This window comes from Pseudomonas sp. SBB6, from assembly GCF_024213215.1.
Lineage (GTDB): Bacteria > Pseudomonadota > Gammaproteobacteria > Pseudomonadales > Pseudomonadaceae > Aquipseudomonas > Aquipseudomonas donghuensis.
In genome coordinates this window covers 614,941-638,059 of sequence record NZ_JANAVH010000001.1, presented here as the reverse complement: position 1 = coordinate 638,059, position 23,119 = coordinate 614,941, and the positions used below count along the sequence as shown (strand labels likewise).

Genomic DNA, 23,119 nt, shown 5'->3' with positions numbered 1-23,119 from the left:
TACCCATGAGCGAATTCAAACGCATCCCTCCCGAGCAGGCCCAGGCGCTGCGCGAGCAAGGTGCGGTCGTGGTCGATATTCGCGACCCGCAAGCCTATGCCGCTGGCCACATCACTGGCGCCCGGCATCTGGACAACCATTCGGTGGCGGATTTTATCCGCGCTGCCGACCTCGACGCCCCCACCGTCGTGGTCTGCTATCACGGCAACTCCAGCCAGAGCGCTGCCGCTTATCTGATCAGCCAGGGCTTTTCCGACGTCTACAGCCTCGACGGCGGCTTCGAGCTGTGGCGTGGCACCTACCCGGCAGAAACCGCCCAGGGCAGCGCCGAATAATTTTTTTCATCTCCCGCAGCCCGCGTCCTGTGCGGGCTCGCGCCTGACCAGACGAACGGTCATGGCGAACTTCATGTACAACCACCCTTGACCTCCCCGATTACGAACTATCCTTAAGCGCAGGCCATCCAAAAAGGGGAGAGCCGGTACACCGGCGTGCGGGTCATCGGTAGCGAGTTCTAGGTGTTCTGGGGGGTATACAGCAATCGGTAGCGCCGATTGCATGCCAGCATCAGCTGACTGATCCGGCGTCGGCTCCACGTATCGAGCGAGGTGACGTCATGAGTATTTTTAGCCACTTCCAACAACGTTTCGAGTCTACCCGTCAGGAAGAACTTTCGCTGCAAGAGTACCTTGAGCTCTGCAAAAGCGATCGCAGCGCTTATGCGTCGGCGGCCGAACGCCTGTTGATGGCTATCGGTGAACCGGAACTGGTCGACACCTCGAACAACTCAAGGCTGTCGCGAATTTTTTCCAACAAGGTGATCCGCCGCTATCCGGCCTTTGAAGACTTCCATGGCATGGAAGAATGCATCGACCAGATCGTGTCCTATTTCCGCCACGCCGCTCAGGGCCTGGAAGAGAAGAAACAGATCCTGTACCTGCTGGGCCCGGTGGGCGGCGGTAAATCGTCCCTGGCCGAAAAGCTCAAACAACTGATGGAGAAGGTGCCCTTCTATGCCATCAAGGGCTCGCCAGTATTCGAGTCGCCCCTGGGGCTGTTCAACGCCGCGGAAGACGGCGCCATCCTCGAAGAAGACTTCGGCATCCCGCGGCGCTACCTGAACACCATCATGTCGCCCTGGGCGACCAAGCGACTGGCCGAGTTCGGGGGCGACATCAGCCAGTTCAAGGTGGTCAAACTCTACCCGTCGATCCTCAACCAGATCGCCGTGGCCAAGACCGAACCGGGTGACGAGAACAACCAGGATATTTCCGCCCTGGTGGGCAAGGTCGATATCCGCAAACTCGAGGAATACCCACAGAACGACGCCGACGCCTACAGCTACTCGGGCGCGCTGTGCCGGGCCAACCAGGGCCTGATGGAATTCGTCGAGATGTTCAAGGCACCGATCAAAGTCCTGCACCCGTTGCTGACGGCCACCCAGGAAGGTAACTACAACAGTACCGAAGGCCTCGGTGCGATCCCCTACTCCGGGATCCTGCTGGCCCACTCCAACGAATCGGAATGGCACAGCTTCCGCAACAACAAGAACAACGAGGCCTTCATCGACCGGATCTACATCGTCAAGGTGCCGTACTGCCTGCGGGTCAGCGACGAAATCAAGATCTACGACAAGCTGCTGTTCAACAGTTCGCTGGCCAAGGCCCATTGCGCGCCTGACACCCTGAAAATGCTCGCCCAATTCACCGTGCTGTCGCGGCTCAAAGAGCCGGAAAACTCGAACATCTACTCGAAAATGCGCGTGTATGACGGTGAAAACCTCAAGGATACCGATCCCAAGGCCAAGTCGATCCAGGAGTACCGCGACGCGGCCGGGGTGGACGAAGGCATGAACGGCCTGTCGACCCGTTTCGCCTTCAAGATCCTCTCCAAAGTGTTCAACTTCGACCCTCATGAGATCGCCGCCAACCCGGTGCACCTGCTGTATGTGCTGGAGCAGCAGATCGAACAGGAACAATTCCCGGCCGAAGTGCGCGAACGTTACCTGCGCTACCTGAAGGAATACCTGGCACCGCGCTACATCGAGTTCATCGGCAAGGAAATCCAGACCGCTTACCTGGAGTCCTACAGCGAATACGGGCAGAACATCTTCGACCGCTACGTGCTGTACGCCGACTTCTGGATCCAGGACCAGGAGTACCGCGACCCGGAAACCGGCGAGATCCTCAACCGCATCGCCCTCAACGAAGAGCTGGAGAAGATCGAGAAACCGGCCGGTATCAGCAATCCGAAGGATTTCCGCAACGAGATCGTCAACTTCGTGTTACGCGCCCGGGCCAACAACAACGGCAAGAACCCGACCTGGCTCAGCTACGAAAAACTGCGGGTGGTGATCGAGAAGAAAATGTTCTCCAACACCGAAGACCTGCTGCCGGTCATCAGCTTCAACGCCAAGGCCAGCAAAGAGGATCAACAAAAACACAACGACTTCGTCACCCGAATGGTGGAACGCGGCTACACAGACAAGCAAGTTCGGCTGCTCTCGGAATGGTACCTGCGGGTCAGAAAATCGCAATAAGCTGCAAGCGGCAAGCTGCAAGCCGCGCACGTATGTCAAATGCGTGTCGCGCTTGCAGGTGCAGCGGTGATCCAATTTGAAGCTTACAGCTTGCAGCTACCGCCTACTCCCGGAGGGGCCTATGAGCTATGTGATCGACCGACGCCTGAACGGCAAGAACAAGAGCACGGTCAACCGCCAGCGCTTTTTGCGGCGGTACCGTGAACACATCAAGAAAGCCGTCGAGGAGGCCGTAAGCCGCCGCTCCATTACCGATATGGAACATGGCGAACAGATCAGCATTCCCGGTCGCGACATCGACGAGCCGGTGTTGCACCATGGCCGTGGCGGCAAACAAACGGTGGTGCACCCGGGTAACAAGGAATTCACTGCCGGCGAGCATATCGCCCGTCCACAAGGGGGCGGCGGGGGCGGCGGCCGTGGCAAGGCCGGTAACTCCGGCGAAGGCATGGACGAGTTCGTCTTCCAGATCACTCAGGAAGAATTTCTCGAGTTCATGTTCGAGGACCTCGAGCTGCCCAACCTGGTCAAACGCCACCTGACCGGCACCGACACCTTCAAGACCGTGCGCGCCGGTATCAGCAACGAAGGCAACCCGTCACGTATCAACATCATCCGCACCCTGCGTTCGGCCCATGCCCGGCGCATCGCCTTGTCCGGCAGCAGCCGGGCGAAATTGCGCGTAGCCCAGGAGGAACTGGCGCGACTCAAGCGAGAAGAACCCGACAACTTCGGCGATATTCAGGAAGTAGAAGCAGAAATCGAGCGCCTGAGCGCGCGTATTCACCGCGTGCCGTTTCTCGATACCTTCGACCTCAAGTACAACCTGCTGGTCAAGCAACCCAACCCCAGCTCCAAGGCGGTGATGTTCTGCCTGATGGACGTTTCCGGCTCCATGACCCAGGCCACCAAGGACATCGCCAAGCGCTTCTTCATCCTCCTGTACCTGTTCCTCAAGCGTAATTACGACAAGATCGAGGTGGTGTTCATTCGCCACCACACCAGCGCCCGCGAAGTGGACGAAGAGGAGTTCTTCTATTCCCGGGAAACCGGCGGCACCATTGTATCCAGCGCCCTGAAACTGATGCAGGAGATCATGGCCGAACGCTACCCGGCCAATGAATGGAACATCTACGCCGCCCAGGCCTCGGACGGCGACAACTGGAATGACGACTCACCGATTTGCCGCGAGATCCTCTCCAACCAGATCATGCCGTTCGTCCAGTACTACACTTACGTTGAGATCACCCCTCGCGAACATCAGGCATTGTGGTACGAGTATGAACGTATCGGCGAAGCCTTTGCCGATACATTCGCCCAGCAGCAGCTGGTGTCGGCCGGCGATATCTACCCGGTCTTCCGTGAACTCTTCCAGCGCAGGTTAGTGACATGACCGCTAGAGAGCAGAAGCGCCACCCCATTTCTACCGGGTCCGAATGGACGTTCGAACTGATCCAGGCCTATGACCGGGAAATCAGCCGCCTGGCCGAGCGCTATGCCCTGGACACCTACCCCAACCAGATCGAGGTGATCACCGCCGAGCAGATGATGGATGCCTATGCCTCTGTCGGCATGCCGCTGGGGTATCACCACTGGTCCTACGGTAAACACTTCCTCAGCACTGAAAAGTCCTATAGCCGCGGGCAGATGGGCCTGGCCTATGAGATCGTGATCAACTCCGACCCCTGCATCGCCTACCTGATGGAAGAAAACACCATCTGCATGCAGGCACTGGTGGTCGCCCACGCCTGCTACGGGCACAACAGCTTCTTCAAGGGCAACTACCTGTTCCGCACCTGGACCGACGCCAGTTCGATCATCGACTACCTGGTATTTGCCAAGCAGTACATCACCCAGTGCGAAGAGCGTCACGGCATCGATGCCGTGGAAGACCTGCTCGACTCTTGCCACGCCCTGATGAACTATGGCGTCGACCGCTATAAACGGCCCTACCCGATTTCTGCCGAAGAGGAGCGGCGCCGGCAGAAAGAACGCGAAGAACACCTGCAGAAACAAATCAACGACCTGTGGCGCACGATTCCCAAGGGCACCGACAAGAACAGTGAACGCGACAACGCGCGCTTCCCGGCCGAACCCCAGGAAAACATCCTCTACTTCATCGAAAAACACGCGCCATTGCTCGAGCCCTGGCAGCGCGAAGTCGTGCGCATCGTGCGCAAGATCGCCCAGTATTTCTACCCGCAGCGCCAGACCCAGGTGATGAACGAAGGCTGGGCGACCTTCTGGCACTACACCCTGATGAACGACCTGTACGACGAAGGCCTGGTGACCGAAGGCTTCATGATGGAGTTCCTGCAGTCGCACACCAGCGTGGTGTTCCAGCCCGGCTTCGACAGCCCTTACTACAGCGGTATCAATCCCTATACCCTGGGCTTTGCCATGTACCGCGACATCCGCCGCATGTGCGAGCACCCTACTGAAGAGGACCGCCGCTGGTTCCCCGAGATCGCCGGCAGCGACTGGCTGTCGACGATCAAGTTCGCCATGAGCAGCTTCAAGGACGAAAGCTTCATCCTCCAGTACCTGTCGCCCACGGTAATCCGCGACCTCAAACTGTTCAGCATTCTCGATGACGACCAGCGCGAGGACCTGCTGGTGCCGGCCATCCACGACGAAAGTGGCTACCGGATCATCCGCGAAACCCTGGCCGCCCAGTACAACCTCGGCAACCGCGAACCCAACGTGCAGATCTGGAGCATCGACCGTCGTGGCGACCGCTCGCTGACCCTGCGCCACCAGCAACACGACCGCAAACCCCTGGGCGACTCCACCGAAGAGGTTTTAAAGCACCTGCACCGCCTCTGGGGCTTCGACATTCACCTGGAGACCCTGCAAGGCGACCAGGTGATGAAAACCCACCACGTGCCGCCCAGAGGCGAGCACGGCGAAGCGGACTACGGTCGCCTGGACCTGGCTGTAGTGCACCTCTAGCACGCCCTCCGTTGCTGCCAGACAGGTTATCCTGTGGCATCAACGGAGGTTTTACATGCAGATCTACAAAGTCGGCGGCGCCGTACGTGACCGCCTGCTCGGCAGGCCGGTCAGTGATATCGACTGGGTGGTGGTCGGCGCCACTGCGCAACAGATGCAAGCCCTGGGTTATCGGCCCGTCGGTGCCGATTTCCCGGTGTTCCTGCACCCGAAGAGTGGCGAGGAATATGCCCTGGCACGCACCGAGCGCAAGAGCGGGCGTGGCTACGGCGGTTTCACTTTCCATGCCAGCCCCGAGGTCACCCTTGAGGAAGACCTGATCCGCCGCGACCTGACTATCAATGCCATGGCCGAAGACGACCAGGGCAATATCTGCGATCCGTACAACGGTCAAAAAGATCTTGAAGCGCGTATTTTACGCCACGTATCACCGGCGTTCGCCGAAGATCCCCTGCGGGTACTGCGGGTCGCCCGCTTTGCTGCGCGCTATGCCGGCCTGGGGTTCAGCGTAGCCGCAGAAACCATCGAACTGATGCGCGAACTCAGCGAATCCGGCGAGCTGCAGGCCCTGACCGCCGAACGCAGTTGGAAGGAAATTGCCCGCGCACTGATGGAGGATCAACCACAGGTATTCATCCAGGTTCTGCGTGATTGCGGCGCCCTCAAGCAGTTGATGCCGGAGCTCGATGCCCTGTTCGGCGTGCCGCAGCCCGAGGCCCATCACCCGGAAATCGACAGTGGCATCCACACCCTCTCGGTACTCGAACAAGCCGCCCTGCACCAACAACCCCTGAGCGTGCGCTGGGCCTGTTTGCTGCACGACCTGGGCAAGGGCCTTACCCCACAAGCGCAATGGCCACGGCACATCGCTCACGAGCAGCGCGGCCTGAAGTTGATCAAGGCGGTGAACCAGCGCTTCAAGGCGCCCCGTGAATGCCAGGAGCTGGCGTTGCTGGTAGGCGAGTACCACACCCACTGCCACCGGGCACTGGAGTTACGGGCCTCGACCTTGCTGGAATTGCTGCAGAGCTTCGACGTGTATCGACGGCCACAGCGCTTCGAGGAGTTTATCGCCGCGTGCGAGATGGACGCCCGGGGCCGCAAAGGGCTGGAGCAGCGCGATTACCCACAGGCGGACTATTTGCGCGGTGCGGCAGCGGCAGCGCGGGCGGTGCAGGTGCAGCCACTGGTGCAGAAGGGGTTGACCGGGCAGGCACTGGGTGAGGCGCTCAAGGGTGAGCGGCTGAAGGCGTTGAAGGCCTACAAGGACGACGCCAAGCCGTAATGCGTGTCGCCTTCATCGCTGGCAAGCCAGCTCCCACAGGGCCTGCCTACACCGGACCTTGTGGGAGCTGGCTTGCCAGCGATGGGGTCAAATCCTGGTTAGCTGCTGCCCACGCCACTCGAACGGCACCGGCGCCAGCACTTGCTTGATCTGCGCCTCGGCCCACAGCTGCCCCATGGTTTTACCGGCGCCCGGGTGCATCAGCTCAGGCGCGATCAACGCCAGCGGCCACAGCACAAATGCGTTCTTGAGAATCTCCGCCCGCGGCAATACCAGGCCATCGAAACTGCCATGCGAATCGTTGTACATCAGCACATCGATATCCAGCGGCAGGCCCTTGCGCTCAGGGGCATAGCGGCCATTGTCGGCCTCGATGAACTTGAGCCGGCGGTCCAGCTCCATCAGCGGCAGCGCGGTCAGGCCGGTGACCACCAAGTTGAAGAACGGCCCGCTCTTGATGCCCACGGCCTGGCTCTCGAACACTGCCGAACAGTGCATGTCGCTCAGCACGTCGGCCAGGGCATCGAGCCCGGCGGTCAAATGCCGCTCACGCTCGATATTGCTGCCCAGCCCGAGGTAAACCCTGTTCAGAGACATCCGCGCTCGATCTCCACACCCACCCCACTGGCAGCAGGTACTGCACCCGGCTTGGTCAGCTTCAGGTGCAACCAGGGAATCTGGAATTCGCTCATCAACACCGCCGCCAGACGCTCGGCGAAGGTTTCCACCAACTGGAATTCGGACTGTTCGGCAAACGCCTGGATGCGCGCCGAGACACTGGCGTAGTCCAGGGCCAGGGTCAGGTCGTCACCGGCCGCGGCCGGGCGATTGTCCCAGGCAAAACTCAGGTCCAGGCGCAGGCACTGGCGGATTCCGCGCTCCCAGTCGTAGGCACCGATCACGGTATCGACTTCCAGCCCTTCGATGAACACTCTGTCCAAGCACTTCTCTCCACAGCACGACAAGGGCGCGTTGCGCCGTTAGAATCAGGGCGTCCTCGCCCGGAATGGTTAGCATGTTTTGGTTACTGGCGCTGTGCGCCTACCTGCTCGGCTCTCTGTCCTTTGCCATTGTCCTCAGCCGCCTCAATGGCAGCCCGGACCCGCGCATGAGCGGTTCAGGCAATGCCGGTGCAACCAACATGCTGCGCCTGGCCGGCCGCAAACTGGCGGTCCTGACCCTGCTTGGCGACCTGTGCAAGGGCTTGCTGCCGGTGCTGATCGCCAATCTTGCTGGCCTCGACCTGCAGCAACAGGCCTGGATCGGCGTGTGCGCGGTGATTGGCCATCTGTTCCCGGTGTACTTTCGCTTTCGCGGCGGCAAAGGTGTCGCCACCGCCGCCGGCATGCTGCTGGGGCTCTACCCGCCAGCCGCCTTGCTGGCCATCAGCGCCTGGCTGCTGACCTTCTACCTGACCCGCACCAGCTCGCTCGCGGCACTGGTCGCAACGCCTCTGACCCTGCCGCTGTTGGCCTGGCGCGAGCCGGAAGCGCTGCTGCCGATCAGCGTGCTGACGGTGCTGATCGTCTGGCGTCACCGCGGCAATCTACGCGACCTTTTCGCCGGACGCGAACGGCATTTCTGAATCCACTGCATGAGCAACGCTCAGTTTCACAGCGGCGCCAGCTGCTCCATCGGCCAGCGCGCCTGCACGCTGATTGCCAGGCTTTCCTGCTGGCCGGCAGCCAGACGCTGACAGCCGGCGTAGGCAATCATGGCGCCGTTGTCGGTGCAAAATTGCGGACGGGCGTAGTACACATTGCCCTTGATACTGGCCAGCATGTCCTCCAGGGAGGCGCGCAAGGCCTTGTTGGCGCTGACGCCGCCAGCGATCACCAGGCGCTTGAGGCCGGTTTGCTTGAGGGCACGCTTGCACTTGATGGTCAAAGTCTCCACCACCGCGTGCTGGAAGGCCAGCGACACGTCGCAACGAGTCTGTTCACCGTCGTCTCCAGCACTCTGGCACTGCTGCCAGGTGTTGAGGGCGAAGGTTTTCAGGCCGCTGAAGCTGAAGTCCAGCCCCGGACGATCGGTCATCGGCCGCGGGAAGACAAAGCGCCCAGGCACACCCTGGGTCGCCAGCCGGGCGATCTCCGGGCCGCCCGGGTAGTTCAGGCCGATCAGCTTGGCGGTCTTGTCGAACGCTTCGCCAGCGGCGTCATCAAGGGTCTCGCCGAGCAGCTCGTAGCGCCCGATACCATCGACCCGTACCAACTGGGTATGCCCGCCCGATACCAGCAAGGCGACGAACGGGAATTCCGGCGGCTGCTCTTCGAGCATCGGCGCCAGCAGATGGCCTTCCATGTGGTGCACGCCCAGCGCCGGGATACCCCAGGCAAAAGCCAGGGCCTGGGCACAGGAAGCGCCCACCAGCAGAGCACCGACCAGGCCGGGGCCTGCGGTATAGGCGATGGCGTCGATCTCGGTGGCGACGCAGTCGGCTTCGGCCAGCACCTGGCGGATCAACGGCAGCATGCGCTTGACGTGATCACGCGAGGCCAGCTCCGGCACGACGCCGCCATAGGCGCGGTGCAGGTCGATCTGACTGAACAATGCATCGGCCAAAAGGCCGCGTTCACTGTCGTATAATGCGACGCCGGTTTCGTCGCAGGATGTTTCCAATCCCAGTACTAGCATGGGTCCGTGCCTTGTTGAGGCTGAATTCGAAGGCGCGCATGATAGTCCCCGCTCCCGACGCCGACCAGCGGTTTTCGATCAGAGGCTTTGCATTCCGGTCGGCTAAGGGTTAACATCCGCAACCCTTAAAAACCGACGTTCTCCAGCGCACATTTTTGCCACGAGTTCGTTGACCCCGGTAATGAATGAAGGTAGCTCTGGATGCCAGCCGTCAAAGTTAAAGAGAATGAACCCTTCGACGTAGCTCTGCGTCGTTTCAAGCGCTCCTGCGAAAAAGCCGGTGTTCTGGCTGAAGTTCGTAGCCGCGAATTTTACGAGAAGCCGACTTCTGAGCGTAAGCGCAAAGCAGCAGCCGCTGTTAAACGTCACGCCAAGAAAGTTCAGCGCGAACAGCGCCGCGCCGTTCGTCTGTACTAATACAGACGTCCGTCGCAAGCTTCTGCCTCGCCCGGCCTAAAGCCGGGCTGCCGGCAGTTGTTGCTTGATCCTTTGGCCTTCGGGCCCAAGGCGTCCTGTTGCCCTGCAGCATGGACAACCTGCCTGAATCGTCAGAACTGGCCGCAACGCCAGCTGTGCACGTCCTTCCTGACGAGCCTTCACCGGCTGCAGACGAGCACGTCTTTCCGTATTTTGTGTTACGCCATTCGACATCGCTCGAACGCGCAGCCGTTCCCGCCGCATTAGCGATTACACTTGCTTATCGCCTGATGATGAGAGTGCCATGGCCGGGCTGATTCCCCAGAGTTTTATCGACGACCTGCTTAACCGTACCGACATCGTCGATGTGGTGAGTTCGCGCGTGCAGCTGAAAAAAGCTGGCAAGAACCTCACGGCCTGCTGCCCGTTCCACAAGGAAAAGACCCCCTCGTTCAGCGTCAGCCCCGACAAACAGTTCTATTACTGCTTTGGCTGTGGCGCAGGCGGCAACGCCCTTGGCTTCATCATGGACCACGATAACCTGGATTTTCCCCAGGCCGTCGAGGAACTGGCCAAGGCCGCCGGCATGGAGGTGCCCCGCGAAGAAAGCGGGCGCGGCCACAAGCCCCGGCAACCGGTCGATTCACCGCTGTACCCGCTGCTTGAAGCGGCCGCCGAGTTCTATCGCCAGGCGCTGCGTAGCCACCCGACGCGCAAATCGGCGGTCGATTATCTCAAGGGCCGCGGCCTGTCCGGCGAGATCGCCCGCGACTTTGGCCTCGGTTTCGCCCCGCCTGGCTGGGACAACCTGTTCAAGCACCTGAGCAGCGATACCCTGCAACAAAAAGCCATGATCGACGCCGGCCTGCTGATCGAGAACGCCGAGTCCGGCAAGCGCTACGACCGTTTCCGCGACCGAGTGATGTTTCCGATCCGCGACAGCCGTGGCCGAGTCATCGCCTTCGGCGGCCGGGTGCTGGGCGACGACAAGCCCAAGTACCTCAACTCCCCGGAAACCCCGGTGTTCCACAAGGGCCAGGAGTTGTACGGGCTGTACGAGGCGCGCAAATTCAATCGCAACCTCGATGAAATCATCGTGGTCGAAGGCTACATGGACGTCATCGCCCTTGCGCAACAAGGCCTGCGCAACGCGGTGGCGACCCTGGGCACGGCCACCAGCGAAGAGCACCTCAAGCGCCTGTTTCGCGTCGTGCCCAGCGTGCTGTTCTGTTTCGACGGCGACCAGGCTGGCCGCAACGCCGCCTGGCGCGCTCTGGAAGCAACGCTTTCGAGCCTGCAGGACGGGCGCAAGGCGCGCTTTCTGTTTTTACCCGAAGGCGAAGACCCGGACACCCTGGTACGCGCCGAAGGCACCGACGCTTTCCGCGCCCGCATCAACCAGCATGCTCAACCGCTGGCCGATTACTTTTTCCAGCAACTGACCGAAGAAGCCGACCCACGCTCGCTCGAGGGCAAGGCGCACATGGCCACCCTCGCTGCACCGTTGATCGAAAAAGTGCCCGGGGCCAACCTGCGCGCACTGATGCGCAATCGCCTCAAGGAAATCACCGGGCTGGACAACCAGCAGGTCGAACAGCTGGCGCACTCCGCGCCGGTCGAAGCACCGCCCAGCTATGACCCGGGCATCAATTACGATGCCATTCCCGACTACACGCCGGATTACGGCGATTTTCACCAGCCCGAGTACGCACCACCGCAACAGCAGTGGACGCCGAACAAGGGCGGCAAGAAAAAATGGGAAGGCAAGCCCTGGGACAAGAAGGGCAAACCCTGGGAGCGCAATGGCCAGCGCCAGGATGCCCCGCCACGGGTGCCGACCTCGGTAGAACCGCCGACCTTGAGCGCCTTGCGCACCCTCCTGCACCACCCGCAGCTGGCGAAAAAAGTCGAGGATGCCAGCCAGCTGGCGGCCGAGGAACACGTCTACGCCCAGCTGCTGGTGGCCCTGCTGGAGGCGTTGCAAAAGAATCCTGAGCTACGCTCACTACAGCTGATCGCCCGCTGGCACGGTACCGAACAAGGCCGTTTGCTCAGGGCCTTGGCAGAAAAGGAATGGCTGATCGATGCCGACAACCTTGAACAACAGTTTTTCGACACTATAACTAGCTTGTCCGCTCGCCAACGCGAGCGCAGCCTGGAACATCTGCTCAGGAAAGCACGTCAAAGTGACTTGAGCGCAGAGGAAAAAAATCAGCTGCGTGACCTGTTAAGCCGTAATGTTCCCGCACAAACCCCGACCTCAACTGGCGCGTGAGGTCCTAGCTCGGGTATAATCCTCGGCTTGTTTTTTGCCCGCCAAGACCTTCAGTGGATAGGGTGTTATGTCCGGAAAAGCGCAACAGCAGTCTCGCATCAAAGAGTTGATCACCCGCGGTCGTGAGCAGGGCTACCTGACTTACGCGGAGGTCAACGACCACCTGCCAGAGGATATTTCAGATCCGGAGCAGGTGGAAGACATCATCCGCATGATCAACGACATGGGGATCAACGTATTCGAGAGTGCTCCGGATGCGGATGCCCTTTTGTTGGCCGAAGCCGACACCGACGAAGCCGCAGCTGAAGAAGCCGCCGCAGCGTTGGCGGCTGTGGAGACCGATATTGGTCGCACGACTGACCCGGTGCGCATGTACATGCGTGAAATGGGTACCGTCGAGCTTCTGACCCGCGAAGGCGAAATCGAAATCGCCAAGCGGATCGAAGAAGGCATTCGTGAAGTCATGGGTGCTATCGCCCACTTCCCGGGTACTGTCGAGCACATCCTGTCCGAGTACGATCGCGTCACCACCGAAGGTGGCCGCCTGTCCGACGTTCTCAGCGGCTACATCGACCCGGACGACGGCATTGCGCCGCCGGCCGAAGTACCGCCGCCGATCGACCCGAAAGCACCGGCCAAGGCCGAAGCTGACGACGAAGACGAAGAGAAAGAAGGTGACGAGGAAGAGGAAGAGACCGAAAGCGGTCCCGACCCGGAAATCGCTCGTCAGCGCTTCGGTGCCGTTCAGGATCAACTGAACGCCACCCTCAAGGTTCTGAAGAAGAACGGCCGCAGCCACAAGGACAGCCTCAAGGCGATGCTCGATCTGGCTGAGCTGTTCATGCCGATCAAGCTGGTGCCCAAGCAGTTCGAAGCCCTGGTTGAGCGCGTTCGTAGTGCCCTGGACCGTCTGCGTCAGCAAGAGCGCGCCATCATGCAACTGTGCGTCCGTGACGCGCGCATGCCACGTGCCGACTTCCTGCGCCTGTTCCCGAGCAATGAAACCGACCAGACCTGGAGCGGCGATCTTTCCAAGCGCAGCACCAAGTGGGCTGCAGCGCTGGGCGAGAAAAACGACGCTATCGTCGCTTGCCAGCAGAAGCTGATCGACCTCGAAAGCGAAACCGGCCTGACCATCGCCGAGATCAAGGACATCAACCGTCGCATGTCGATCGGTGAAGCCAAGGCTCGTCGTGCCAAGAAAGAAATGGTCGAGGCCAACCTGCGTCTGGTTATCTCGATCGCCAAGAAGTACACCAACCGCGGTCTGCAGTTCCTCGACCTGATCCAGGAAGGCAACATCGGCCTGATGAAGGCGGTGGACAAGTTCGAATACCGTCGTGGTTACAAGTTCTCGACCTATGCCACCTGGTGGATCCGCCAGGCGATCACCCGTTCGATCGCCGACCAGGCCCGCACCATCCGTATTCCGGTGCACATGATCGAGACGATCAACAAGCTCAACCGTATTTCCCGGCAGATGTTGCAGGAAATGGGTCGCGAACCGACCCCGGAAGAGCTGGGTGAGCGCATGGAAATGCCTGAGGACAAGATCCGCAAGGTATTGAAGATCGCCAAAGAGCCGATCTCCATGGAAACCCCGATCGGTGACGACGAAGATTCGCATCTGGGGGACTTCATCGAAGACTCCACCATGCAGTCGCCAATCGATGTGGCCACGGTCGAAAGCCTCAAGGAAGCGACCCGTGACGTGCTCTCCGGTCTGACCGCACGCGAAGCCAAGGTGCTGCGCATGCGTTTCGGTATCGATATGAACACCGATCACACCCTCGAAGAGGTCGGCAAACAGTTCGATGTGACCCGTGAGCGGATCCGTCAAATTGAAGCCAAGGCGTTGCGCAAGCTGCGCCACCCGACGCGAAGCGAGCATCTGCGCTCCTTCCTCGACGAGTGACGACAAACCCCGGCCCAGGCCGGGGTTTTTCTTTTCCGGCGAACGGCGCTTTTAAGCCTTTGCCCACTACCCCGCCACTTGAATGCCCGTCTACACTCGAATCAATCCACCTGTGTGACGAGGCCGTTATGCCCCGAATGCCGGCCCTTCTGTTGGCCCTCCTGCTTGTCTGGAGTGCAACGGCCGGTGCCCTGACCCTGACTGACGAAGAACAAGCCTGGCTCAGCGCGCATCCGCAGCTGCGTCTGGGCGTCGATGCATCCTGGCCACCATTCGAATACCGGGACCAGGATGGTCGCTACCAGGGATTGGCCGCCGACTACATTGCCCTGATCCAGGATCGCCTGAATGTGCAGTTCAAGCCGATCGAACCGATCAGTTGGACCGCCGTACTCGAGCAGGCACGCAAGAACAACCTCGACCTGTTGCCGGGCATCATGTCGACACCGGAGCGCCAGAGCTATCTGGCCTTCACCCGCCCCTACCTGGATTTCCCGATCGTCATCCTCGCCCATGACGGCGGCCCGCAACCGCGCACCATCAAGGACCTGTACGGCCTGAAAATCGCCGTGGTGGAGAACTACGCGCCCCATGAATTGCTGCGTACCCATCACCCGGACCTCAACCTGGTAGCCCTGCCCAATGTCAGCTCGGCGCTGCAGGCCCTGGCCACCGACGAGGTGGATGCAGTGGTTGGCGACCTCGCCTCGAGCATCTGGAGCCTGCGCCAGCTCAAGCTCGAAGGCCTGTACGTCAGCGGCGAAACGCCCTACCGCTATCAGCTGGCCATGGCCGTGCCGCGGGAGCAGAAAATCCTGGTCAGCATCCTCGACAAAGTCATGGCCGACATGAGCCCCAACGAAATCAGCAATATCCAGGAGCGCTGGGTCGGCAAGGTGCTCGATCACCGCACGCTCTGGTACGACCTGCTGATCTACGGTCTACCCGCCCTGCTGCTGCTGATTGCGGTCCTGGCGGCCGTGATCCGCGTCAACCGGCGCCTGAGTTCGGAGATTTCCCGGCGCATTGCCCTGGAACAGGAACTGCGCAGCAGCGAGTACCACTACCGCGGCCTGATCGAGAGCCTGTCAGCCATTGCCTGGGAAGCCGACGCCAACGACTTCACCTACAGCTACGTTTCGCCCCATGCCGAAGGCCTGCTCGGCTACCCCTTGAGCCAATGGCTGCGTCCGGGCTTCTGGCGCAGCATCATTCACCCTGACGACGCACTTTGGGCCCAAGCCTACTGCGACAGCGAAACCGCTGCCGGGCGCGATCACAGCCTGGACTACCGGGTGATCCGCGCCGACGGTCGCAGCCTGTGGGTGCGCGATATCGTCAGCTTGATCGAACACGGGCGCAAACCGGTGATGCGTGGGTTGATGATCGACATCAGCGAAACCAAGAACGCCGAAGAAGCCCTGCGCCTGTCCGAACAAAAGTTCGCCTCGGTGTTCCAGCAATGTCCGGACATCCTGGTTATCGCCCGCATGAGCGACGGCTGCCTGCTGGAGGTCAACGAAGCCTTCGAAGAGCAGATTGGCCTGAGCCCGGCGCAAGTGCTGGGCCGCACCGCAACCGAATTGAACATCTGGGGCATCGACGGCATCGGCCCCGACCTGCTCAAACGCTTGCAGGCAGGCAGCATCCGCAACCTGGAAATGCTCTTCCGGCGCAGCAACGGCCAAGTGTTCACCGGCCTGACCTCCGCCGAAACCTTCCAGCTCGACAGCACGCCGGCACTGGTAGTGGCGGTTCGGGACATCAGTCAGCTAAAGGAAACCCAGGAACAGCTGCAAACCTCCGAAGAGAAGTTCGCCAAAGCCTTCCACGCCTCTCCCGACGGCCTGCTGCTGTCACGCCAGAGCGACGGCCTGCTGATCGAAGTGAACGAAGGCTTCTGCCGCCTGACCGGCTACGACACCCATATGTCGCTGGACCACACTTCGCTGGACCTGGGTATCTGGGTCGACCTCAACGAGCGCCGCCGACTGTTGGACATGCTCCAGCGTGATGGCTTCGTACGTGACTTCAGCTGTCATATCCGCCGCAGCGACGGTCAGATCCGCCTGTGCGAGCTATCCGCCAGGCCATTACCGATCGCCGGCGTTGACTGCATGCTGACCATCGCCCGCGACATCACCGAACGCCACTTGATGCAGGAAAAACTGCAGCTGGCCGCCACGGTGTTCGAGAACACCGCCGAAGGGGTACTGATCACCGATACCGACCAACGCATCAGCGCCGTCAACCGCGCCTTCAGCGAAATCACCGGCTACAGCGAGTTCGAGGCCCTGGGCCAGACCCCGCGCCTGCTGGCTTCCGGTCAGCACGACAGCGCCTTCTACGTGGCCATGTGGCACCAATTGACTGCCGAGGGCCATTGGCAAGGCGAAATCCATAACCGGCGCAAGAACGGCGAGGTCTACCCCAGCTGGCTGACCATCAGCGCGGTGCGCAGCAGCGAACGCGGCATCACCCACTTTGTCGCGGTGTTCGCCGACATCTCCAGCCTCAAGCACGCGCAAGCCAAGCTCGACTACCAGGCCCATCACGATCCGCTCACCGGCTTGCCCAACCGCACCCTGTTCGAAAGCCGTCTGCAGGCTGCACTCAACTGCGCCCAAGCCTCGCAGCGCCAAGGCGCAGTACTGTTTCTCGACCTCGATCGTTTCAAGCACATCAATGACAGCCTCGGCCATCCGGTGGGTGATCTGCTACTCAAAGCCATCGCCCAGCGGCTCAAGGAGCAGGTGCGCGATATCGACACCGTGGCGCGCCTGGGTGGCGACGAGTTCATCATCCTCCTGCCCGGCCTGCACCAGCCCAGTGATGCCGGGCACATCGCGCACAAGCTGCTGGCCTGCTTCGGGGCGCCGTTCCAGGCCGGCGAGCACGAGTTCTTCACCAGCGCCAGCATCGGCACCAGCCTGTATCCACAGGACGGCACCGACGTCGCCTCACTGATCCGCAACGCCGACGCCGCCATGTACCGCTCCAAGGCCAAGGGCCGCAACCGGGTCGAGTCCTACACCCGCGACCTCACCGCCCAGGCCAGCGAACGCATCGCCCTGGAGCACGAGCTGCGCCGGGCTATCGAGCGCAATGAGCTGAGCCTGTGCTACCAGCCCAAGTTCAGCCTGAAAACCCAGAGCCTGGTAGGCGCCGAAGCGCTGATCCGCTGGACCCACCCAAGCTTCGGTGACGTTCCACCGGAACACTTCATCCCACTGGCCGAAGAAAACGGCATGATCCTGCAACTGGGCGACTGGGTGCTGGAACAGGCCTGCCAGCAAATGCAGGCATGGAAGCACGACTACCTGGCGTTCGGCCCGCTATCGGTCAACCTGGCCGGCGCCCAACTGCGCCAGCCAAGCCTGGTCAAGCGCATCGAACAGTTGCTCAAGACCCACCAGCTCAAGGCTGGCGACCTGCAACTGGAGATCACCGAGAACTTCATCATGAGCCAGGCCGAAGAAGCCCTGGCCATCCTCCACCAGCTCAAGCAGCTGGGCGTGCAACTGGCGATCGATGACTTCGGCACCGGCTACTCGTCACTGAGCTACCTCAAACGCCTGCCGCTGGATATTCTCAAGATCGACCAGTCGTTCATCCGCGGCCTGCCGGACGATCCCCACGATGCCGCCATCGCCCGCGCGATTATTGCCCTGGGGCGCAGTATGCAACTGACCATAATTGCCGAAGGGGTGGAAAGCCAGGCCCAGCAGCAGTTCCTGGCAGCCGAAGGGTGCGAGCAGATCCAGGGCTACATCGTCAGCCTGCCGCTGCCAGCCGGGGAATTTGCCGCGACTTTCCTTCGCATAGCACTTTCGGATCTTTCGGATAGCACAGCCTGGAAACCCTCGTTATAATCCGCGTCCACTGGGGCCTATAGCTCAGTTGGTTAGAGCAGGGGACTCATAATCCCTTGGTCGCAGGTTCGAGTCCTGCTGGGCCCACCAAACAAAAAACCGCGCATTGCGCGGTTTTTTTGTGCCTGCGATAGAAACCGGTTTCACCTGCGCTGCCTGAACTTCCCCAGTAACCAGTCACCGACGATCAACGGCACCCACACCAGTGGTATGACAAAGAAGCTGAGCAAGGCCAAAACAGTGAAAAGAACGCGCTTCAATAACTGCAGCGCGCCAAAGGTCTTGTTGCGAATCATCTCGAACCCTGAGCAATGAACATGCAGCGGCATCCGTGCCGCTGGTACCTTCATCACTCTAGTTGGTTCTCTCAGAAACGCACCCGAAACAGGGTGCGCCAGAAGTTTTTCAGCGGCGAAATGCGATGCTTGTCCCAGTTGCGTTGCCAGAACTCATCCTCGTTCTTGACCAGCGCTTCGATATCGCTGCCCGTCGCTGACGCCGCATGCTGACGGAACAACATCGGGAACACGCAGTGCTGTTTGATGCGCTGCTTGAACAGCACATCCACCGGCGTACCGTCGTAAGGTGTTTCAGCTAGGATCCGGCAGCCCGCAGGCGACAGGATGTACGCGTGCAGGGCCACCACGCGACCGCGAGCGATGTAGGGAAACCAGGTCAGCCAGGTTCTGCCCATGCTGTACCCCAGGTGCAGTACTTCGAAACTGCGCGTGCGAATAAAGCGATTGACCCAACGGATAGGCGCCGCCTTTAATGCATAGGCCTGGACGTCATCCTCGAAGATCAGCACGCGCTGCAAACCTTCAGCCAATGCCTGGCGTGCCAAGGCCTGATGGGACTCATAACAGCCCCTGACCGGATCATCGCTACGCTCGACAACGTGGAAGATCACCTGATTCTGGATCAGGCTGCCAACGGTCTGCCTGAACAACTCGCGCCGGTCGTTTCGCTCTTTGATCGAAATGCAATAAACAGCATCAACGTCGAAGTGGATCTTGCTCATCTTGCAACCCTTCCAGCATCAGCCAGCGCCGGAAATCGACCAAGCCGTAAAAGAGCACGATTTTACTGTGCAACCACTGCCACTACCAAGCCATTACTGACGCCGGCGCATTTGTCCTGGCGTCACACCATAGTGCTGCTGAAACAAGGCAATAAACGCCGACACCGAGTCGTAGCCCAACTCGTTGGCCAGCGCCGTGACACTCATGCCCTGGGCCAGCAGCGGCAACGCCGCAAGCAGGCGCAGGCGCTGTCGCCATTCCCTGAACGACAACTGCGTCTGCGCCTGGAACAATCGCACCAGGGTACGCCGTGAAGCCCCTACCTGCTGCGCCCAGTCCTCAATGCTGCGGTTATCCGCAGGGGTGGCCTGCAAGGCTTCGGTGATCCGCCGCAAGCGCGGGTCGCTGGGCAGCGGCAGGCCAAATGGCGCTTCGGGCAGCTCGCGCAACTCATCGACCAACACCTGCAGCAGCCGCGCCTGGGCCCCTTGTGCGGGATATTCCGGCGCAAAGCGGCTGGCCTTGGCAATCAGCTCGCGCACCAGCGGCGTGACCTGCAGCACGCCACAGGGGCGCTGGTAACCATTGAGCAGCGAGTCGTCCAGGTACAGCCCGCGAAACTCGATGGCCTGGTCGCTATAGGCGGTGTGCTCGACGCCAGCCGGTATCCATAACGCACATTGCGGCGGCAACAGGTAACTGTGGTGTTCGGTCAGCACCTGCATGATGCCGGCACTGGCATAGGTGAACTGCACCCAGGGGTGGCTGTGCATCTGCACCCGATGACCCGCCGGAATAGCAAACATGCGCCGGTACACCGGGCCCGGCAGTTGCTGAAAGTCCGGCAGCGGCGGCACTTCGCTAGCTTGTCTCATTGACGGCATCGCCTGTCTCCTTTGCTCAAGTGAGCCGATAAAGACCGATGTTAGCCTGCGCCCGGCTTCGTTGAACAACCCAAGGAGAGACCGATGAGCAGCCATGTACGTGAAAACCGTTTGAGCGTGCCCGCCATTCAGCAGCGCAAGGGGGCTGGCAATCTGGTGGTGCTAACGGCGTACAGCATGCCAATGGCACGCTGGGTGGATGCCGAGGCCGATGTGATCATTGTCGGCGACTCGCTTGGTATGGTGCTGTACGGTATGCCCAGCACCCTCGGCGTTACCCTGGAGATGATGATTGCCCATGGCCAGGCGGTGATGCGTGGGGCCCAGCGCGCCTGTGTGGTTATCGATCTGCCGTTTGGCAGCTATCAGGCTTCGCCTGAACAGGCGTTCCTCAGTGCCGCCCGACTGCTGCGCGAAACCGGCGCCCAGGGCGTCAAGCTTGAAGGCGGTGAAGAGTTGGCCGAGACCGTAGCGTTTCTCACCCGCCGCGGTATTCCGGTAATGGCCCATGTCGGTCTGATGCCGCAACAAGTCAACAGCCTCGGCGGTTTCAAGGCCCAGGGCCGGGATGATCAGAGCGCCGCCAAGGTGCGTCAGGATGCCCTGGCCATGCAGGGCGCAGGCGCTTTCTCGGTCGTACTGGAAGGCATCGCCGAACCTCTGGCCCGGCGTCTGAGCGAGGAGCTGGCCATCCCCACCATCGGTATCGGCGCGTCGCCAGCCTGCGATGGTCAGGTACTGGTCACCGAGGATTTGCTGGGGCTGTTCGGTGAATACCAGCCACGCTTCGTCAAACGTTTCGCCGACCTGCAGCCACAGATTGCCCAAGCCCTGGCCGCCTATGCCCGGGAAGTGCGCGACGGCAGCTTTCCCCAGGCCGAACACTGCTTCAAGGCGCGCTGAGCACAGACGCCTTGCCCAAGGGTGAGGGCAATGGATAGGCTATCGCGCTTATTCCATGAGCCGCGAAATGCGGCTCTTGCCAGAGAGTGCCCATGTCCGACAGCCGCCCCGTCGCCCTCGACGAAATCGATCGCCAGCTGATCTCGCTGCTGCAGATCAACGCCCGTGAAAGCGTCGCCACGCTCGCCCGGCAACTGGGCATCGCGCGCACCACGGTGACCTCGCGCCTGGCCCGCCTGGAAAAGACCAAGGTCATCAGCGGCTATGGTGTGCGCCTGGGCCAGCGCCTGATCGATGGTGGCCTGCAGGCTTATGTCGGCATCAAGGTGCAACCGCGCTCGGGCAAGGACGTGGTGCGGCGCCTGAGCGCCATGGGCCAAGTACAGCAATTGTGCGCGGTCAGCGGCGAATTCGATTACGTCGCCTGGCTGCGCAGCGACTCGCCCGAGCAACTCGACCAGTTGCTCGATCAGATCGGCAGCGTTGATGGGGTGGAAAAGACCACGACCTCGATCATCCTAAGCAGCAAGGTGGATCGCGGGCAGCCGGTTTAAAGTCATGTTGTGCGCAGGAGTCAATATGAATGATAAATATGTCATATCGACCAAAAACACGACCAAACGACGACACTCTGCATCTTAATAACGTAACCCCCACCCCCTAAAATGACCGCCAGTGTTTTTCTATACTCAAGCTCCGCACCCCGCGCAGCGCCTGGCAAGGTCACTTATGAACAAGAACAATCGCCACCCCGCCGACGGCAAGAAACCCATCACCATTTTCGGCCCGGATTTCCCGTTCGCCTTTGACGACTGGATCGAGCACCCGGCCGGCCTGGGCAGCATTCCGGCTGAACGCCACGGCGAAGAAGTGGCCATTGTCGGTGCCGGTATTGCTGGCCTGGTGGCAGCCTACGAGCTGATGAAGCTGGGCCTCAAGCCGGTGGTGTACGAAGCCTCGAAAATGGGCGGGCGCCTGCGTTCGCAAACCTTCGAAGGCACCGACGGGATCATCGCCGAGCTCGGCGGCATGCGTTTCCCGGTGTCGTCCACCGCGTTCTATCACTACGTCGACAAGTTGGGGCTTGAAACCAAACCCTTCCCCAACCCGCTGACCCCCGCTTCGGGCAGCACGGTAATCGACCTGGAAGGCCAGACCCACTACGCGGAAAAACTCTCCGACCTGCCCAAGCTGTTTCAGGAAGTGGCTGACGCCTGGGCCGATGCCCTGGAAGACGGCGCCCGCTTCGGCGATATCCAGCAGGCCATCCGCGATCGCGATGTGCCACGCCTGAAAGAACTGTGGAACACCCTGGTACCGCTGTGGGACGACCGCACCTTCTACGATTTCGTCGCCACCTCCAAGGCATTCGCCAAGCTCAGCTTCCTGCACCGCGAAGTATTCGGCCAGGTCGGTTTCGGCACCGGCGGCTGGGACTCGGACTTCCCCAACTCGATGCTGGAAATCTTCCGTGTGGTGATGACCAACTGCGACGATCACCAGCATCTGGTCGTCGGCGGCGTCGAACAGGTGCCGCTGGGCATCTGGCGCCATGTGCCGGAGCGCTGCGCGCACTGGCCGGCCGGCACCAGCCTGAGCTCGCTGCATCGCGGCGCGCCACGCCCCGGGGTGAAGAGCATTGCCCGCGACAGCGATGGGCGCCTGGCAGTAACCGATAACTGGGGCGACACCCGCCACTACGCCGCCGTGCTGACCACCTGCCAGAGCTGGCTGCTGACCACCCAGATCGAATGCGAAGAATCGCTGTTCTCGCAGAAAATGTGGATGGCCCTGGACCGCACCCGTTACATGCAGTCATCGAAGACCTTCGTCATGGTCGACCGGCCATTCTGGAAGGACAAGGACCCGCAAACCGGTCGCGACCTGATGAGCATGACTCTGACCGACCGCCTGACCCGCGGCACCTACCTGTTCGACAACGGCGACGACAAGCCGGGGGTGATCTGCCTGTCCTACTCGTGGATGAGCGATGCATTGAAGATGCTCCCGCACCCGGTGGAAAAACGCGTCAAGCTGGCCCTCGATGCGCTGAAGAAGATCTACCCGAAAGTCGATATCGCCGGGCATATCATCGGCGACCCGATCACCGTCTCGTGGGAGGCCGATCCGCACTTCCTCGGCGCCTTCAAAGGCGCCCTGCCCGGCCACTACCGCTACAATCAGCGTATGTACGCGCACTTCATGCAGCAGGACATGCCGGCCGAACAACGCGGCATCTTCATTGCCGGTGACGATGTGTCGTGGACCCCGGCCTGGGTCGAGGGCGCGGTGCAGACTTCGCTCAATGCGGTCTGGGGTATCATGACTCACTTCGGTGGGCATACCCACCCGGACAACCCAGGCCCGGGCGATGTGTTCAATGAGATCGGACCGATCGCCCTGGCCGACTGACGGGAG

19 protein-coding genes and 1 tRNA gene are annotated in these 23,119 nt (G+C 61.0%); 14 read left to right on the top strand and 6 right to left on the bottom strand.

Going from position 1 to position 23,119, the window contains the following annotated elements; genetic code table 11:
* Positions 1–5: 5 nt before the first annotated feature.
* The 5 genes from glpE (at position 6) to NLX68_RS02990 (ending at position 6,776) form a co-directional block, all read left to right on the top strand.
* Entirely contained in the window at positions 6–335 is a 330-nt protein-coding gene (gene glpE / locus NLX68_RS03010; protein ID WP_100783179.1) for a thiosulfate sulfurtransferase GlpE, read from the top strand.
* 281 nt (positions 336–616) lie between these two features.
* A complete protein-coding gene (locus NLX68_RS03005; RefSeq protein ID WP_010221441.1) occupies positions 617–2,539 on the top strand; it encodes a PrkA family serine protein kinase in 1,923 nt (640 codons plus the stop codon).
* Positions 2,540–2,660: 121 nt separating this feature from the next.
* Positions 2,661–3,932: a YeaH/YhbH family protein gene (locus tag NLX68_RS03000; RefSeq protein WP_254282614.1), complete on the top strand. Its 1,272-nt coding sequence runs from the start codon at positions 2,661–2,663 to the stop codon at positions 3,930–3,932.
* Positions 3,929–5,491 carry a SpoVR family protein gene (locus tag NLX68_RS02995; protein WP_010221439.1) on the top strand — a complete coding sequence of 521 codons (1,563 nt, stop codon included), beginning with the start codon at positions 3,929–3,931 and terminating at the stop codon, positions 5,489–5,491. The genes NLX68_RS03000 and NLX68_RS02995 overlap by 4 nt, the downstream gene beginning before the upstream one ends.
* 55 nt (positions 5,492–5,546) lie before the next feature.
* Positions 5,547–6,776, top strand: coding sequence for a multifunctional CCA addition/repair protein (locus NLX68_RS02990; RefSeq protein WP_254282613.1), 1,230 nt, complete (start codon positions 5,547–5,549; stop codon positions 6,774–6,776).
* Positions 6,777–6,863: 87 nt separating this feature from the next.
* Here NLX68_RS02990 and folK read toward each other — a convergent pair whose 3' ends face one another.
* On the bottom strand, positions 6,864–7,373 hold the full coding sequence (gene folK / locus NLX68_RS02985; RefSeq protein ID WP_254282612.1) for a 2-amino-4-hydroxy-6-hydroxymethyldihydropteridine diphosphokinase: 510 nt from the start codon (positions 7,371–7,373) through the stop codon (positions 6,864–6,866).
* Positions 7,364–7,717, bottom strand: a complete 354-nt coding sequence (folB, locus tag NLX68_RS02980; protein WP_010221436.1) for a dihydroneopterin aldolase — start codon at positions 7,715–7,717, stop codon at positions 7,364–7,366. The genes folK and folB overlap by 10 nt, the downstream gene beginning before the upstream one ends.
* Before the next feature lie 74 nt (positions 7,718–7,791).
* On the opposite strand from folB, the gene plsY reads away from it, so the two are divergent.
* Complete coding sequence (plsY, locus tag NLX68_RS02975; protein WP_010221435.1) at positions 7,792–8,361, top strand: glycerol-3-phosphate 1-O-acyltransferase PlsY; 570 nt, start codon at positions 7,792–7,794, stop codon at positions 8,359–8,361.
* 26 nt (positions 8,362–8,387) lie between these two features.
* Here plsY and tsaD read toward each other — a convergent pair whose 3' ends face one another.
* The gene (gene tsaD, locus NLX68_RS02970) at positions 8,388–9,413 is read right to left on the bottom strand and encodes a tRNA (adenosine(37)-N6)-threonylcarbamoyltransferase complex transferase subunit TsaD (RefSeq protein ID WP_254282611.1); all 1,026 of its coding nucleotides are present in this window, start codon (positions 9,411–9,413) and stop codon (positions 8,388–8,390) included.
* 201 nt (positions 9,414–9,614) lie between these two features.
* On the opposite strand from tsaD, the gene rpsU reads away from it, so the two are divergent.
* The 5 genes from rpsU to NLX68_RS02945 all read left to right on the top strand — a co-directional run bounded on the left by rpsU (position 9,615) and on the right by NLX68_RS02945 (position 17,982).
* A complete protein-coding gene (gene rpsU, locus NLX68_RS02965) occupies positions 9,615–9,830 on the top strand; it encodes a 30S ribosomal protein S21 (protein WP_002551877.1) in 216 nt (71 codons plus the stop codon).
* A 304-nt stretch (positions 9,831–10,134) separates the two neighbouring features.
* Positions 10,135–12,105 (top strand): DNA primase, encoded by a 1,971-nt coding sequence (dnaG, locus tag NLX68_RS02960; protein ID WP_254282610.1) that lies wholly within the window; start codon positions 10,135–10,137, stop codon positions 12,103–12,105.
* A 67-nt stretch (positions 12,106–12,172) separates the two neighbouring features.
* Positions 12,173–14,020, top strand: a complete 1,848-nt coding sequence (gene rpoD / locus NLX68_RS02955) for an RNA polymerase sigma factor RpoD (protein ID WP_254282609.1) — start codon at positions 12,173–12,175, stop codon at positions 14,018–14,020.
* A gap of 128 nt (positions 14,021–14,148) precedes the next feature.
* Positions 14,149–17,892, top strand: coding sequence for an EAL domain-containing protein (locus NLX68_RS02950; RefSeq protein WP_254282608.1), 3,744 nt, complete (start codon positions 14,149–14,151; stop codon positions 17,890–17,892).
* Positions 17,893–17,905: 13 nt separating this feature from the next.
* Positions 17,906–17,982: transfer RNA gene (locus tag NLX68_RS02945), tRNA-Ile, on the top strand.
* 53 nt (positions 17,983–18,035) lie between these two features.
* Here the strand turns inward: NLX68_RS02945 and NLX68_RS02940 are convergent.
* The 3 genes from NLX68_RS02940 to NLX68_RS02930 all read right to left on the bottom strand — a co-directional run bounded on the left by NLX68_RS02940 (position 18,036) and on the right by NLX68_RS02930 (position 19,798).
* Entirely contained in the window at positions 18,036–18,188 is a 153-nt protein-coding gene (locus NLX68_RS02940; RefSeq protein ID WP_254282607.1) for a hypothetical protein, read from the bottom strand.
* A 71-nt stretch (positions 18,189–18,259) separates the two neighbouring features.
* The gene (locus NLX68_RS02935; RefSeq protein ID WP_254282606.1) at positions 18,260–18,913 is read right to left on the bottom strand and encodes a hypothetical protein; all 654 of its coding nucleotides are present in this window, start codon (positions 18,911–18,913) and stop codon (positions 18,260–18,262) included.
* 93 nt (positions 18,914–19,006) lie between these two features.
* Positions 19,007–19,798, bottom strand: coding sequence for a helix-turn-helix transcriptional regulator (locus tag NLX68_RS02930; protein ID WP_254282605.1), 792 nt, complete (start codon positions 19,796–19,798; stop codon positions 19,007–19,009).
* A gap of 84 nt (positions 19,799–19,882) precedes the next feature.
* Between NLX68_RS02930 and panB the strand changes: the two genes are divergently transcribed.
* The 3 genes from panB (at position 19,883) to NLX68_RS02915 (ending at position 23,113) form a co-directional block, all read left to right on the top strand.
* A complete protein-coding gene (panB, locus tag NLX68_RS02925) occupies positions 19,883–20,701 on the top strand; it encodes a 3-methyl-2-oxobutanoate hydroxymethyltransferase (RefSeq protein WP_010221429.1) in 819 nt (272 codons plus the stop codon).
* A gap of 92 nt (positions 20,702–20,793) precedes the next feature.
* Positions 20,794–21,255 (top strand): Lrp/AsnC family transcriptional regulator, encoded by a 462-nt coding sequence (locus tag NLX68_RS02920; protein ID WP_010221428.1) that lies wholly within the window; start codon positions 20,794–20,796, stop codon positions 21,253–21,255.
* A gap of 175 nt (positions 21,256–21,430) precedes the next feature.
* On the top strand, positions 21,431–23,113 hold the full coding sequence (locus NLX68_RS02915; protein WP_213570177.1) for an NAD(P)/FAD-dependent oxidoreductase: 1,683 nt from the start codon (positions 21,431–21,433) through the stop codon (positions 23,111–23,113).
* Positions 23,114–23,119 lie beyond the last annotated feature (6 nt).